Origin of the sequence: Pseudomonas sp. DR 5-09, assembly GCF_001655595.1 — a bacterium.
Taxonomy (GTDB): domain Bacteria; phylum Pseudomonadota; class Gammaproteobacteria; order Pseudomonadales; family Pseudomonadaceae; genus Aquipseudomonas; species Aquipseudomonas pharyngis.
In genome coordinates, this window is record NZ_CP011566.1 from 1,485,720 (window position 1) to 1,497,944 (window position 12,225).

The window sequence follows — 12,225 nt, forward strand, 5'->3', positions numbered from 1 at the left end:
CGCAAGGATGAGGTGTTCAGTTCAGGCAATCGGCGTGCTGCCGCAGGTTCTGCCGGGCGTAGTAGTTGAAGGCCGCGGCGTGGCGTTTGGGTTTCGAGACCCAGTCATGGGCCTCGCGGCCGAGCTCGGGAATGATCGGTTTGATCGTCCCGGCGGCCATTGCCAGCAGTTGCAGTTTGGCGGCGCGTTCGATCAGTTGCGCGATGACACAGGCTTCCTCGATGGTCGTGCCGGTCGACAGCTGACCGTGGTGGGAAAGCAGGATCGCCCGTTTGTCGCCCAACGCGCCGGCAATCAGTTCGCCTTCTTCGTTACCCACCGGCACACCCGGCCAGCCTTCGAGGAACGCGCAATCGTCGTACAGCGGGCACAGGTCCATGTGGGAAATCTGCAGCGGCACTTCCAGCATCGACAGCGCGGCAATGTGTGTCGGGTGGGTGTGGATGATGCAGTTCACGTCCGGTCGGGCGCGGTACACCCAGCTGTGGAAACGGTTGGCGGGGTTGGCCATGCCGTGGCCTTCGAGTACTTCGAGGTCTTCGTTGACCAGCAGCAGATTGCTCGCGGTGATTTCATCGAAACCCAGTCCCAGTTGCTGAGTGTAGTAAGTGCCTGGCTGCGGGCCACGGGCGGTGATCTGCCCGGCGAGGCCCGAATCGTGGCCGTTCTCGAACAGGATCCGGCAGGTCAGGGCCAGCTTTTGCCGGTCTGTCCAAGTATTATCCGCCAGGGTTTTTTGCATCTGGGTCAGCGCTTGCTTGACCAGTTCGTCTTTGGGTAGTGCTAATGTCTTCGCCATATCCGTGTCCTGTGGTGGTTGCCATGGATGACACTTAAGAGGCTATATGACACTTTGTGTCATTGGCAAGGACAAAACGTCTTTCCTTTGCTGGATTAATCGCTTCGCATGTCTATCCGTTTGAAATTATTGAGAAAAAAACTTGGCGTAACCCTTGAGGCGCTGGCCGAGAAATCCGGCATGACCAAGAGTTACCTGTCGAAGGTCGAGCGCGGTTTGAACACGCCGTCGATTGCCGCCGCGCTTAAACTGGCCAAGGCGCTGAACGTGAAAGTCGAGGAGCTGTTCTCCGAAGACAACGTCAGCCTCGACAGCTACAGCCTGGTGCGCAGCCATGAGCGCCAGTCGCTGGCGGCCAACGACCACAGCCCCGGCTACGCAGTGCTGGCCCATCAGGTCAGCGAGCGCAGCCTGTTGCCGTTCATCATTTATCCGCCGAGCGAATTCACCGACAAAACCTTCAAGGAACACTTGGGCGAGGAATTTCTGTTCGTCCACGAAGGCCAGGTCGAAGTGGACTTCGTGAACGAACGGGTGCTGCTGGAGCGGGGCGATGCGCTGCACTTCAATGCGCAGAAACCCCACCGCATCCGTTCAGTGGGCGAGGTGCAGGCGCAGTTGCTGGTGGTGGTGCACAGCAGCGAGGAGTGATCAGACCTCGACCGGCACCGACAGCTTCGGATTGCCCAACGCATGGCTCTTGGAATCAAAAAACCGCAACTCGACACCCGTGCCCTCGAACACCTTGGCGTAGTGCCGCTTCTGGTGCTGGATGAACGCCGCGCTGCGCGGGTAGATCGAGATCGCCACGGTCTTCGGTTTCGCCAGGCGCAGAGCGCGCACGAGGTGGCTGTCCTGTTCGCCGAGGGCATGGCCGAAGATGCACAGGTTGTCGCCGTGTTCGAGTAACTGGTCGTAGCAGAACGACAGGTAATCGGAACTTCGGATGGTCTTGAGCTTGTCCGCGCTCGGCCCTTCGTTGACGAACAGTGGCACGTCGTCGAGCGTCTTGATCGTGTTGTTGATCGCGAAACTGCCGAGCAGCGTGCCCTCGGTCGCTGTCAGTTTGCGCGCAGTGCCGTCCTGATTGCGCACCAGATGCAGACCGCCGTGCAGGTACAGCAGACGCGGTTTTTCAGTGTTGCTGTCGCACAGATCGAAACTCGCATCCGGGCCGTTGAACAGGTCGTCGATCGCCTCGGCGTGATGTTGCAGAGCCCAGTAATTGAGCAAATCGTAATTGGTGGTGAACACCGTGCGATAACGCGCCAGTTCGCTGTTCAGGGTCGTTAGGGTCGAGGCTTCGATGAGCCGCCACGGGATGTGCACCGCGTGCACCGTGTTGATCAGCGCTTCCTTGATCGCGTAGTAGCGGTTGCGCGGCGCGGCCGAGCTGACGGCCAGCGCCTTGTTGACCCGGCTGGTGGTTTTCAGCGCGCCGAGCACCTGCTCGAAACTGCGCGTCTGCATGGCTTCGAACACGCTCAGTTCCGACGGGCTCAGGGGCTTTTCTTCCACCGTGCGGGCGTTTTCGAACAGCGAGTCGTAGCCGAAATCGTCCCACACCGCGCGACTGGCTCCGTTACCCAGCAGCAGGCCGCTGAAATCGGTGGTGGCGCGCAACGCGTTCCAGTCTTCGAGGGTGGCGTCGACATCCAGAAAATCGCTCATTGCAGGGCACGTCTCAAAACAAAGGGGCAGATGGACGGCGACTTTATCACGAGCGGGCATTGAGCCAGATCAACATCCGCCGTGACCGATCGGTCGATCCTGTGTGCATCCGCCGAATTGCACGAGTCGATTCGGCTCCAGTCAGGAGACGCGCCATGAGCAGCACCTTTTTCATTCCCGCCGTAAACATCATGGGCAGCGGCTGCCTTGACGACGCCATGAACGCGATCCGCAACTACGGTTTTCGCAAGGCGCTGATCGTCACCGACGCCGGGCTGGCCAAGGCCGGGGTGGCGACGATGATTGCCGAGAAACTGGCGATGCAGGACATCGATTCGGTGATCTTCGACGGCGCCAAACCCAACCCGAGCATCGCCAACGTCGAGGCGGGGCTGGCGCTGCTCAAGGACAGTCGCTGCGACTTCGTGGTGTCGTTGGGCGGCGGTTCGCCCCACGACTGCGCCAAGGGCATTGCGTTGTGTGCCACCAACGGCGGGCAGATCCGCGACTACGAAGGCGTCGATCAATCGACCAAGCCACAACTGCCGCTGATCGCCATCAACACCACCGCCGGCACCGCCAGCGAGATGACCCGGTTCTGCATCATCACCGACGAAACCCGCCACGTGAAAATGGCCATCGTCGACCGCAACGTCACGCCGCTGCTGTCGGTGAACGATCCGGCGCTGATGGTCGCCATGCCGAAAAGCCTGACCGCCGCCACCGGCATGGACGCGCTGACCCACGCGATCGAAGCCTACGTCTCCACCGCTGCCAACCCGATCACCGACGCCTGCGCGCTGAAGGCAATGACCCTGATCAGCAACAACCTGCGCCTGGCCGTTCGCGACGGCAGCGACCTGGCCGCGCGGGAAAACATGGCCTACGCGCAGTTCCTCGCGGGTATGGCATTCAACAATGCGTCCCTCGGCTACGTGCATGCGATGGCGCACCAGTTGGGCGGTTTCTATGATCTGCCTCACGGGGTGTGCAACGCGGTATTGCTGCCGCATGTGCAGACATTCAACGCGCAGGTCTGCGCCGATCGTCTGACCGACGTGGCCCACGCCATGGGCGCCGACATTCGTGGTTTCAGCCCGGAGGAGGGCGCAAAAGCCGCGATCGATGCGATTCGTTGCCTGGCCAGGGACGTGGAGATTCCCGGTGGCTTGCGTGATCTGGGCGCCAAATGCACCGACATCCCGGTGCTCGCCGCCAACGCCCTGAAAGACGCCTGCGGCTTCACCAATCCGCGCGCAGCGGATCAACGGCAGATCGAGGAGATTTTTCGCAGCGCGTTTTAAGCGGGCAGGCGAACGGGCGTGCCTCTCGTACAGAGCAGTGCGCCCATCGCCAGAATGCAGCACAGCAACGACAGCGGCCACGCTTGCGGACTGGCGAACAGACTGGCCACGGCGCCGATCAGCGCGGCCATCAACTGGTGGATGAACCCGCTCAGGGCCATCGCGTAGGCGCCGGCAATCGGCGCGCCATCGTTGGCCCGTGACAGGCTGATCGGATAGTTCAGCGACTGGCCGAACACGGCAACGCAATAAGGCAGCCAAAGCAGCCAGGCCATCGAGCTGGCTAACAGACTGCCAGCCAGCATCACGCCAGTGCCGGCCATCACCAACGCGACCCCCAGTGTCATCAACCGGTGCTGACCGATACGCAGTACAAAGCGATTGACCGCCAGCGCCCCCAGAAAATATGCGGCGCTGATCGGCCAGCCCAGCAACCCATATTCAGTCGCCGACCAGTTGAACGGGCCTTGCAGAATCAACGGCGCAGCGCTGTTGAACGCGATGATCACGCCATAGCCCAGGCCGCCCGCGAGCGCTGGCAGAAGAAACGCCCGATGGACCAGAATCGTCCGGTAGACCGCCCAGGGCGAAGCGGTTGTGGGCGCTTCGACGAGTTGCGGAAAATTCAGACGCGAGACTATCGCGGCCATCAACAGACTGACCGCGCCCAGCAGATAAAAGATCGCCTGCCAGCCCAGCGTCACCTGAATGAGCGAGCCGGCGTATTGCCCGATGCCGAGCGCGACAACGAACGATATTGAAATCCACGACAGTGCCTTCGCCAGCAGATCGCCCCGGAAGCTGTCACGAATCAGCACCCGCGCCATCACCGAAATGCCGCTGGCGCCGATCCCCTGAAGCAGTCGCAGCAGCAGGAACGACTCCAGCGTCGCACCCAGCGGCAGTGCCAGATTCGCCACGCCATAAATTCCCAATGCCGCCAGCAGCACCGGTTTGCGGCCGATGCGCTGGGCCAGGCTGCCCCACAGCAGCATCGGCACTGCCATGCCGATCAGGTACAGCGACAAACCCCAGGCCACTTGCGATGCATCGACCCGCAAATGCCCGGCGATCTGTGGCAGCGCCGGCAGATAAATGCTCATGCCCAACTGGGCGAGGAACACGGTGGAGCAAGTGATGAGCAGGATGAGGCTGGGGTTCATGAGTCGTCCGTAAAGGTTCAGCGGTGGCGAGGGTGACCGCGCGTCATTAACAGACCGGTGATCAAATCACAAAAGCGGTGGATCAGGGTCGATTCCATGTCGGCGCGCAGGGTCACACGGATCGCGGCTTTGCCCTGGGCTACCACCGGGAAGAACACCGCACTGGTGAAAAAGCCGTGTTCGGCCAGTTCAACGGCGATTTGCGTGGCCAGGGCGGCCTCGCCGCAGTTGATCAAACGGATGGCCATGGAGCTGCCGTGCTGCTCGGTGCTCAAGAGGCTGTCGAACAGGTGGATGTTGGCCTGGAGCCGAACCTGCAGCGCCCTCAGTTCCGCGCTGCGATGCACCTGGATCGACGCCAGGCCCGCACCGATGGCCGCGCAATTGAGACTTTGCGACCAGTTGCTCGGCCCGCCGTAACGCTGGATCAACTTCCTCTGCCGTTCATTCCCGAGCATCACCAGACCGCCGCTTGCCCCGAACGATTTGGCCAGCGAAGCGACGATCAGGCAGTCCTCCTCCAGCGCCGGCATTCTTGGTCGAACAAGACCTGCGCCGTTGCTGCCGACCGCTGACAACGCATGAGAATCATCCAGATAAAGGAACAGGCCGTAACGCTCCTTCAGATACAACAGACCGTCCAGATTGGCGACGCCCCCCATGCTGTAGGCACCGTCGGCGACATAGGCGACGGTGGAATGGCGCTGGCACACCGATTCGAGAAAATCCATGTCGTTGTGGGGGCAGGTCAATACCTGGGTCTCGTCGGCGCAACTGGCCTTCAGGTGATTCATCGAGTAATGGGCCAGGCGATCAAACACCATCACCGGCGGGCGGCTCTGGGTGAACACGCCACTGGCCAGCAGCGGCAGGATACCGGCGCTCGCGGCGCTGCAGGACAGAGTGGTCAGACACACCGCGCCAAACAATTGCGACAACTCGCTTTCGTATTGCTCGAGCAGCGCCAGTTTGCAGCGGTTTTTCGAGTTGGCAACGCGCAACGTACCGGTTTCACGCAGCGCCGTGATGGCCCCCTCAAGCAGCGCGGGGTGGTGATCGAGGCCCAGATAGGAGGTGGTGCAGAAATGATGGAACTGGCGCCCGTGCTGATCGAGCAAGTGATTACAGCCTGTGACCTCGACGTTGAGGGCGGCGATTTTTCCAGCTTCCGCAGCCTCCCAATCGTGGTCTGCCAAAGCGATGACCTTGCGGTAATTGGAGAAAGTGTTGGCGGATTCCGACAGGTGATTCATAGGCAGCTCTCCTTGAGCAGGGCAATCCATGGGGTGTTGCAAATTGTGTGTGTTGCCAGACTTTACAGAGAGCTATGCAGGGTCAGAATCGGCTGCGTCCGATAGCATTGACGGCTGTTGGAGATTTGCTTGTAGGGCGAAGCCTTGCCCGGCTGTGAGGCGATGAAATGCCCGACAAGTCCGGTGCTGGAGAGCCTACGCTTGAACCCTTATCCAACGGCTGTGGCGCTCTTTTCAAGTGTCGGGGAGAACTGGATCAACGCCACTCCCGCCATCAACAAGACTGCGCCGAACAGGCGCGGCAATGTCAGGTGCTTCTCCACCAGCCCGAACAGGCCGAAGTGATCCAGCACGATTGACGTGATCATTTGCCCGGCCAGGGCCAGCGCCAGAAATCCCGAAGCCCCCAGCTTCGGCAGCAACACCACCGCCAAGGCCACGAAGCACACCCCGAACGCCCCGCCGGTCCACATCCACAGCGGCAGCTTGCCGAGCGGGGCCAACGACGGCAGTGGCAAGCGCAGGACGATAATCACCGGCAACAGCACCAGCACGCTCACCACCAGCGAGGTGAACGTCGCCCACAGCGGATGCCCCAACCCCCGCGCCAGATTGATATTAATCGCACTTTGAAACGGCACCACCGCCCCGGCAAATACCGCCAATAGCAGCAAACCGACCCACTGCATCGTTCCCATGATCGTTCTCCGGCAAGGTTTTGCTGGACTCTAGGGTATTCGTCGCGCAGATTTAAATTCTGTTTTGGTATTCGGAACATGCATCGAATGAATGATCTGCGCCGCATTGACCTCAACCTGCTGGTGATCCTCGACGCCTTGCTGGGTGAACAACACGTGACTCGCGCTGCCGAGCGCCTGCACCTGAGTCAACCGGCGGTCAGCCACGCGTTGGCGCGTCTGCGCGACTTGCTCGGTGATCCATTGTTGGTGCGTGCCGGTTCGGGGCTGGTGCCCACCGCGCGGGCGCTGGAGCTGGCGGCGCCGCTGGCCGAAACCCTGGCCCAGGTGCAATCGCTGCTGGCGCCGAACACCTTCGATCCGGCCAGCGCCCGTCGGACCTTTCGCCTCGCGATGTCGGACTACGGCGCGGCGATCATCCTGCCCGGGCTGATTCGCACCTTGCGCGCGGAAGCACCGGGCATCGACCTGCAAATCAGCCATGCCAGCCGCGAAGGCATGGTCGAAGGCCTGCTCAACGGCGACATCGACCTCGCCGCCGGCGTACTCCCCGAATTGCCGGGTGAACTGCGCAGCACGCCGCTGTTCGAGGAACGCTACGTGTGTTTGCTGGATCGCCACAGCCTGCCGGCCGACGGCCAGCTCGACCTGCCCACCTACCTGTCACGCCCGCACGTACTGCTGGAAATGCGCGGCAGCGGCACCCCGGAAATCGAACGCACCCTGACTGCGCTGCGCGAACGCCGCCGCGTCGCCATCAGCCTGCCGCACTGGAGCGCCGCGCCACGCTTCATCAGCGGCACGGACCTGATCCTGACCGTCGCTTCGCGGGCGTTGAATGAGGTGGATGACCAATCGCTGATCGTCGTACCGCCACCGTTTGAAATTGCACCGTTCACGTTTGTCTCGGCGTGGCACAAGCGGCGGGGCGGGGATCAGGCGTTGAACTGGTTGAATCGCCGGATTGAGCAGGGGATAGTGCGCGGCTGAAAAACATCAAGGAGCGGGGCGTGACAGTGAAGTCTGGGGTTGTTGTGGGGCTGGCGCTTTGTGGGGCGCTGATGGCGGGGCAGGTGTTGGCTGATTGTGTGCCTGCGCCGGTGGCGGGCGCGCGGGACTTTTCAGTGTGCAAGGCGTGGCCCGCTTATCCTGGCTTGACGCTCAAGGCTGTCGCTAAATTTGCGCCGGATCCGGTTTATGGCAAAACCGGGGATGTCGGCAGTTACGATCTTGCTCTCTCTGTTGTCTCGGTCGAGGGTCCGGAGCCTCTGGCCACCTATCACAAGCCTTCTGCATTCCAGTCCGATGCCTTCGCGCTGGACAGTGTGGAATTCGATACCGCGCGCTACAAATTGACCCCTGAAATTCGGGCCTTTGGTGTTCGGGTTGTCTTCAAAGGCTCCTCCCGCGTCAATCCCATGGATGAGACTTCGCTGTCCCTTTACGTGAAAGAGGGCAACACGTTACGGCCAGTGCTGGATCGGCTTGTGGTGTATGGCTACAACGGAGAGTGGGATGGAAATTGTGCGGGAAAACGCGCGAGCACCCTACGCACGATCGAGATTGGAAAGACCAGTTCTCATGGTTACGCCGACCTGATCGTCAAATCGGTGACTACGGGTACTGTTGGCAAAGGTGATCCAGACACTTGCGATGAGAAAACCACAACCGGTAAACCTGTGCTGACAACCCTTCACTACGACGGAAAATCCTACGTCTTGCCTAAAGGTTTCAAAGCCATCGAGTGATACAGAGCCAACGCGACTTAATTCAAGGAAGAACAATGCTCACCCCAACCCGACTTTTCATCGCCCTCGGCTTTTTCGCGATTACCGCCCAGGCGCAACCGGCCTGCGTGACAAAGAAGCATGACGACCAATCGCTCTCGCGCTGCAAACCATGGCCGGCGTTCAAGGAGCAGGTGATTGCCCTCAAGTCCACTTATGTACCGGATGCCGGTAATGACGATGCGGGCTTGTTTGATCTGGATCTGGCGGTGCTGAACAGCACCAACGCCAAGCCGATTGCCACTTACTCCAAACCCGGGGCCTACAACTCCGATGCCATCCGGTTCGACGATCTGGTGATCGACACTGCCCGCTACAGGCTGGCTCCGGATGTCCGTGCCTTTGGTTTGCGTTCGAAGTTTGAGCACAGCTCCCGCGCCAATCCATACGAAAAAACCGATCTGGCGCTGTATGTGCGTGAAGGTGGCAAACTGCGCCCGGTACTGGAAGGTCTGGTGGTCTACAAGAACCATGGTGAGTGGATGGATGAATGCGAAGGTGAAGGTCAGCAAATCCGCCGCACCGTGGAAATCGGCCCAACCAGCCACAACGGCTATTACGACCTGATCATCACCTCAAGCGGCACGGCGATGAAAACCGTCAAGGCCGGCAAGGAATGCGTTTCCCAGGATTCCCCGCTGAAGAAAACCCAAATAACCCTGACCTACGACGGCAAGCAATACTCCATCCCCGAAGACCTCCGAGGTTACTGACCGATGCTCACCGGCCTCAATCACCTGACCCTCGCTGTCACCGACCTGGACCGCAGCCTCGCGTTCTACCGCGACATCCTGAAGCTGCGAGTCGAGGCCACCTGGGACGCCGGTGCCTATCTGTCGCTCCCGGGCCTGTGGTTGTGCCTGTCCTTCGATCCGAAGCGCCATCCCGAACCCGCCGCCGACTATACCCACTACGCCTTCAGCATTGGCGCTGAAGATTTTCCGCTGTTCGTGCAACAGCTTCGCGCCGCCAACGTGCAGGAATGGCGCGACAACCGCAGCGAAGGCGCGTCGTTCTACTTCCTCGACCCGGACGGGCACAAACTCGAAGCCCACGTCGGCGACCTGGCCTCGCGACTGGCCGCGTGTCGGCAAAAGCCCTATGCGGGCATGGGTTTTTTCAACGAGTCGTGAATATTCACAAACTGCTGGGATAGACTGGCGGCCACGTTTTCCGGGACTTGCAGGTTTTCCATGACTCCATCGTTGCTAATGGCCGTGCTGGCTTCGGGTTTCATTTACGGCATCACGCCGGGGCCGGGCGTGCTGGCGGTGTTCGGTATCGGCGCCGCGCGAGGACGACGGGCCGGGGCGGGGTTTCTGTGCGGGCACCTGCTGGGCGATGTGATCTGGTGTAGCACCGCGCTGATCGCGATTGTCGGCGCCCGGGAAATCGGCAGCACCGCGTTCGATGTACTCGGCGTACTCAGCGGCCTGTACCTGTTCTGGCTCGGCTGGCGTGCGGTGCGGGCCAAACGCAGCAACGGCGATCAACCCCAGGGCGCGGCGCGTCAGCCGTTCTGGCACGGCATCCTGTTCGGCCTGACCAACCCCAAGGCCTACCCGGTGGCGGTGGCAACCTTCACCGCGCTGCTGTCGAGCCGCGCCGAACTGCTCAACTGGTCGATGCTGCCGATGCTGATCGCCTTGAGCTTCCTCGGCGGATTGCTCGCCTACGCTATCCTCATTGGCATCGTCGGGGCGCGGCAGGTGCGTACGTTGTACCAGCGTCATGAACTGGCGATCACCAGGTTGTGCGGGATCATGTTCATCGGTTTTGCCATCAACGCGCTGGTGCATGCACTGCCGGGGTTGATGCCGAACAAGGCTTGAAATCGATCGCAGGATGCGAGGTCGGGGTCAGGGACGGTGGATCAGCGCTGCATTGTCCGGACACCTTTTCTGAACCATGGAAAGCCGAAATTCCGCGCCGTTGGCGAGTTACATCGATCTGTTGCTGGACGCCGTCTGTGCCGTGGACAAGCAGGGCCGTTTCGTTTTTGTCAGCGCAGCCTGCGAGCGGATTCTCGGCTACACGCCTGACGAGCTGATCGGCCAGTCGATGATCGACTACGTCTACCCGGCCGACCGTGAGCGCACCCTGGCTGCCGCGAACGACATCATGGGCGGCGAGCCCAAGCACAACTTCGAAAACCGCTACGTGCGCAAGGACGGCAGCGTCGTGCATATCCTGTGGTCGGCGCGCTGGTCGGAGGTCGACCAACTGCGCATCGCCGTGGCCCGGGACATCACCGAGCGCAAACTCGCCGAATCGCGGCAGGCGGCGCTGTACGCCATTTCCGAAGCGGCCCATGCGGCGGAGGATCTGCTGGCGCTGTTCAAGCGCATTCACATGATTATTGGCGAGTGGCTGCCGGCGCTGAATTTCTCCGTGGCGCTGTACGACGAACATTGCGCGCAGCTGAATTTCCCCTATCACGTTGACGATGACGAGTTGCAACCGGAACAACCCGGGACAGTCACCGGGCGTCTGTGTGCGGAGGTGATCCGCAGCCGCCAGCCAATCCTCCTGACCCCGGATTGCCCCCACGCGCCGCCGGAGTTCGCCGCGCTGGTGGCCGGGCAGCAATCGCCGTGCTGGCTTGGCGTACCGCTGAGCTCGAAAGACCGCACCATCGGCGCGCTGATCGTCAAAAGTTTGCCCGGTGGCGAGCGCTACACCGAACGCGACAAGGAACTGCTGCAATACGTCTGTGCCCAGGTCGCCACCGCCATCGAGCGCCAACAACTGCACGCCCGCCTGCGGCGCATGGCGCAATACGATCAACTGACCCAGTTACCCAACCGTGAGCTGCTGCGCGAACGCCTCAAGGCTGCCCTGAACCATGCGCGGGAACAGTCCGGGCACATGGCGCTGCTGTACGTCGATCTGGATCGCTTCAAACAGGTCAACGACACCTTTGGCCATGCGGTCGGCGACATGCTGTTACAGGCGGTGGCCAACCGGCTCAAGGGCTGCGTGCGCGAGACCGACACCGTGGCGCGGATTGGCGGCGACGAATTCGTGGTGCTGCTGCACAGCGTCCACGCCGCCGACGATGCCGACAGCGTGGCGGAAAAGATCCGACAGGTATTGGTGCAACCCCTGCGCTTGGACGGGCACAACCTGAGTATCGAACCGAGCATCGGTGTGGCGCGGTATCCCGAGCACGGACGTGAGGAACAGCAACTGTTTCGTCACGCCGACCAGGCCATGTACGCCGCCAAACGTTTGAATCATCGGGCGCTGGACCACTGACTGGCAGCTCACCGTTCGTCGCGGCGACGGCAACTTTTCTAAACCTTTGGCGGTCAGGAAATTCTCAATCTAGGCGGGCACCTGCTCGCCGCGATCAAATACCAAGGGGTAGAGAATCATGCCTAATTCAAGAAACTCGAACTCGGGAAACTTCGCCAACGATAAGACCAAGGCGTCTGAAGCCGGTCGCAAAGGTGGGAAAACCACCACCACGACGGTCGACAAAGAGCCTAAAACCGAGATGGGCCGCAAGCCTGCTCAAAAGTCGAAGTAGTCGGTGAAGGTTGTTTTG

Annotated in this window: 14 protein-coding genes; 9 read left to right on the plus strand and 5 right to left on the minus strand. The window is 61.1% G+C overall.

Features of this window, described 5'->3' with window-relative positions; translation table 11 throughout:
- Nucleotides 1–16 precede the first annotated feature (16 nt).
- Nucleotides 17–799: an aldolase gene (locus PDR5_RS06670; protein ID WP_064594034.1), complete on the minus strand. Its 783-nt coding sequence runs from the start codon at nt 797–799 to the stop codon at nt 17–19.
- Nucleotides 800–907: 108 nt separating this feature from the next.
- Here PDR5_RS06670 and PDR5_RS06675 point away from each other — a divergent pair, with 108 nt between their 5' ends.
- A complete protein-coding gene (locus PDR5_RS06675; protein WP_007957913.1) occupies nt 908–1,450 on the plus strand; it encodes a helix-turn-helix domain-containing protein in 543 nt (180 codons plus the stop codon).
- Here the strand turns inward: PDR5_RS06675 and PDR5_RS06680 are convergent, their stop codons facing one another.
- The gene (locus tag PDR5_RS06680; protein WP_064594038.1) at nt 1,451–2,470 is read right to left on the minus strand and encodes a DUF4917 family protein; all 1,020 of its coding nucleotides are present in this window, start codon (nt 2,468–2,470) and stop codon (nt 1,451–1,453) included.
- Nucleotides 2,471–2,625: 155 nt separating this feature from the next.
- On the opposite strand from PDR5_RS06680, the gene yiaY reads away from it, so the two are divergent.
- Nucleotides 2,626–3,774 (plus strand): L-threonine dehydrogenase, encoded by a 1,149-nt coding sequence (gene yiaY, locus PDR5_RS06685; RefSeq protein ID WP_064594040.1) that lies wholly within the window; start codon nt 2,626–2,628, stop codon nt 3,772–3,774.
- Here yiaY and PDR5_RS06690 read toward each other — a convergent pair.
- The 3 genes from PDR5_RS06690 to PDR5_RS06700 all read right to left on the minus strand — a co-directional run bounded on the left by PDR5_RS06690 (nt 3,771) and on the right by PDR5_RS06700 (nt 6,888).
- Nucleotides 3,771–4,937, minus strand: a complete 1,167-nt coding sequence (locus PDR5_RS06690; protein ID WP_064594041.1) for an MFS transporter — start codon at nt 4,935–4,937, stop codon at nt 3,771–3,773. The two genes, yiaY and PDR5_RS06690, sit on opposite strands and share 4 nt — an antisense overlap.
- A gap of 17 nt (nt 4,938–4,954) precedes the next feature.
- The gene (locus PDR5_RS06695) at nt 4,955–6,190 is read right to left on the minus strand and encodes an aminotransferase class I/II-fold pyridoxal phosphate-dependent enzyme (RefSeq protein ID WP_064594043.1); all 1,236 of its coding nucleotides are present in this window, start codon (nt 6,188–6,190) and stop codon (nt 4,955–4,957) included.
- A gap of 209 nt (nt 6,191–6,399) precedes the next feature.
- Nucleotides 6,400–6,888: a DMT family transporter gene (locus tag PDR5_RS06700; protein WP_064594046.1), complete on the minus strand. Its 489-nt coding sequence runs from the start codon at nt 6,886–6,888 to the stop codon at nt 6,400–6,402.
- 78 nt (nt 6,889–6,966) lie between these two features.
- On the opposite strand from PDR5_RS06700, the gene PDR5_RS06705 reads away from it, so the two are divergent.
- The 7 genes from PDR5_RS06705 (at nt 6,967) to PDR5_RS29135 (ending at nt 12,207) form a co-directional block, all read left to right on the plus strand.
- Nucleotides 6,967–7,878 (plus strand): LysR family transcriptional regulator, encoded by a 912-nt coding sequence (locus tag PDR5_RS06705; protein WP_172829473.1) that lies wholly within the window; start codon nt 6,967–6,969, stop codon nt 7,876–7,878.
- A gap of 20 nt (nt 7,879–7,898) precedes the next feature.
- The gene (locus PDR5_RS06710) at nt 7,899–8,636 is read left to right on the plus strand and encodes a hypothetical protein (RefSeq protein ID WP_082934367.1); all 738 of its coding nucleotides are present in this window, start codon (nt 7,899–7,901) and stop codon (nt 8,634–8,636) included.
- Nucleotides 8,637–8,671: 35 nt separating this feature from the next.
- Entirely contained in the window at nt 8,672–9,388 is a 717-nt protein-coding gene (locus tag PDR5_RS06715; RefSeq protein ID WP_064594050.1) for a hypothetical protein, read from the plus strand.
- A gap of 3 nt (nt 9,389–9,391) precedes the next feature.
- Entirely contained in the window at nt 9,392–9,808 is a 417-nt protein-coding gene (gene fos / locus PDR5_RS06720) for a fosfomycin resistance glutathione transferase (protein WP_064594052.1), read from the plus strand.
- Nucleotides 9,809–9,868: 60 nt separating this feature from the next.
- A complete protein-coding gene (locus PDR5_RS06725; RefSeq protein WP_039772730.1) occupies nt 9,869–10,507 on the plus strand; it encodes a LysE family translocator in 639 nt (212 codons plus the stop codon).
- A gap of 76 nt (nt 10,508–10,583) precedes the next feature.
- A complete protein-coding gene (locus tag PDR5_RS06730) occupies nt 10,584–11,933 on the plus strand; it encodes a sensor domain-containing protein (RefSeq protein ID WP_064594053.1) in 1,350 nt (449 codons plus the stop codon).
- Nucleotides 11,934–12,051: 118 nt separating this feature from the next.
- Nucleotides 12,052–12,207: a KGG domain-containing protein gene (locus PDR5_RS29135; protein WP_074691067.1), complete on the plus strand. Its 156-nt coding sequence runs from the start codon at nt 12,052–12,054 to the stop codon at nt 12,205–12,207.
- Nucleotides 12,208–12,225 lie beyond the last annotated feature (18 nt).

What these genes read in the sequence shown, in the direction of transcription:
- PDR5_RS06675 (WP_007957913.1), top strand. Translation starts at nt 908, where the DNA reads ATGTCTATCCGTTTGAAATTATTGAGAAAAAAACTTGGCGTAACCCTT.
- PDR5_RS06725 (WP_039772730.1), top strand. Translation starts at nt 9,869, where the DNA reads ATGACTCCATCGTTGCTAATGGCCGTGCTGGCTTCGGGTTTCATTTAC.
- PDR5_RS06680 (WP_064594038.1), bottom strand. Translation starts at nt 2,470, where the DNA reads ATGAGCGATTTTCTGGATGTCGACGCCACCCTCGAAGACTGGAACGCG.
- PDR5_RS06690 (WP_064594041.1), bottom strand. Translation starts at nt 4,937, where the DNA reads ATGAACCCCAGCCTCATCCTGCTCATCACTTGCTCCACCGTGTTCCTC.
- PDR5_RS06670 (WP_064594034.1), bottom strand. Translation starts at nt 799, where the DNA reads ATGGCGAAGACATTAGCACTACCCAAAGACGAACTGGTCAAGCAAGCG.
- PDR5_RS06705 (WP_172829473.1), top strand. Translation starts at nt 6,967, where the DNA reads ATGCATCGAATGAATGATCTGCGCCGCATTGACCTCAACCTGCTGGTG.
- PDR5_RS06695 (WP_064594043.1), bottom strand. Translation starts at nt 6,190, where the DNA reads ATGAATCACCTGTCGGAATCCGCCAACACTTTCTCCAATTACCGCAAG.
- yiaY (WP_064594040.1), top strand. Translation starts at nt 2,626, where the DNA reads ATGAGCAGCACCTTTTTCATTCCCGCCGTAAACATCATGGGCAGCGGC.
- fos (WP_064594052.1), top strand. Translation starts at nt 9,392, where the DNA reads ATGCTCACCGGCCTCAATCACCTGACCCTCGCTGTCACCGACCTGGAC.
- PDR5_RS06730 (WP_064594053.1), top strand. Translation starts at nt 10,584, where the DNA reads ATGGAAAGCCGAAATTCCGCGCCGTTGGCGAGTTACATCGATCTGTTG.
- PDR5_RS06715 (WP_064594050.1), top strand. Translation starts at nt 8,672, where the DNA reads ATGCTCACCCCAACCCGACTTTTCATCGCCCTCGGCTTTTTCGCGATT.
- PDR5_RS29135 (WP_074691067.1), top strand. Translation starts at nt 12,052, where the DNA reads ATGCCTAATTCAAGAAACTCGAACTCGGGAAACTTCGCCAACGATAAG.
- PDR5_RS06700 (WP_064594046.1), bottom strand. Translation starts at nt 6,888, where the DNA reads ATGGGAACGATGCAGTGGGTCGGTTTGCTGCTATTGGCGGTATTTGCC.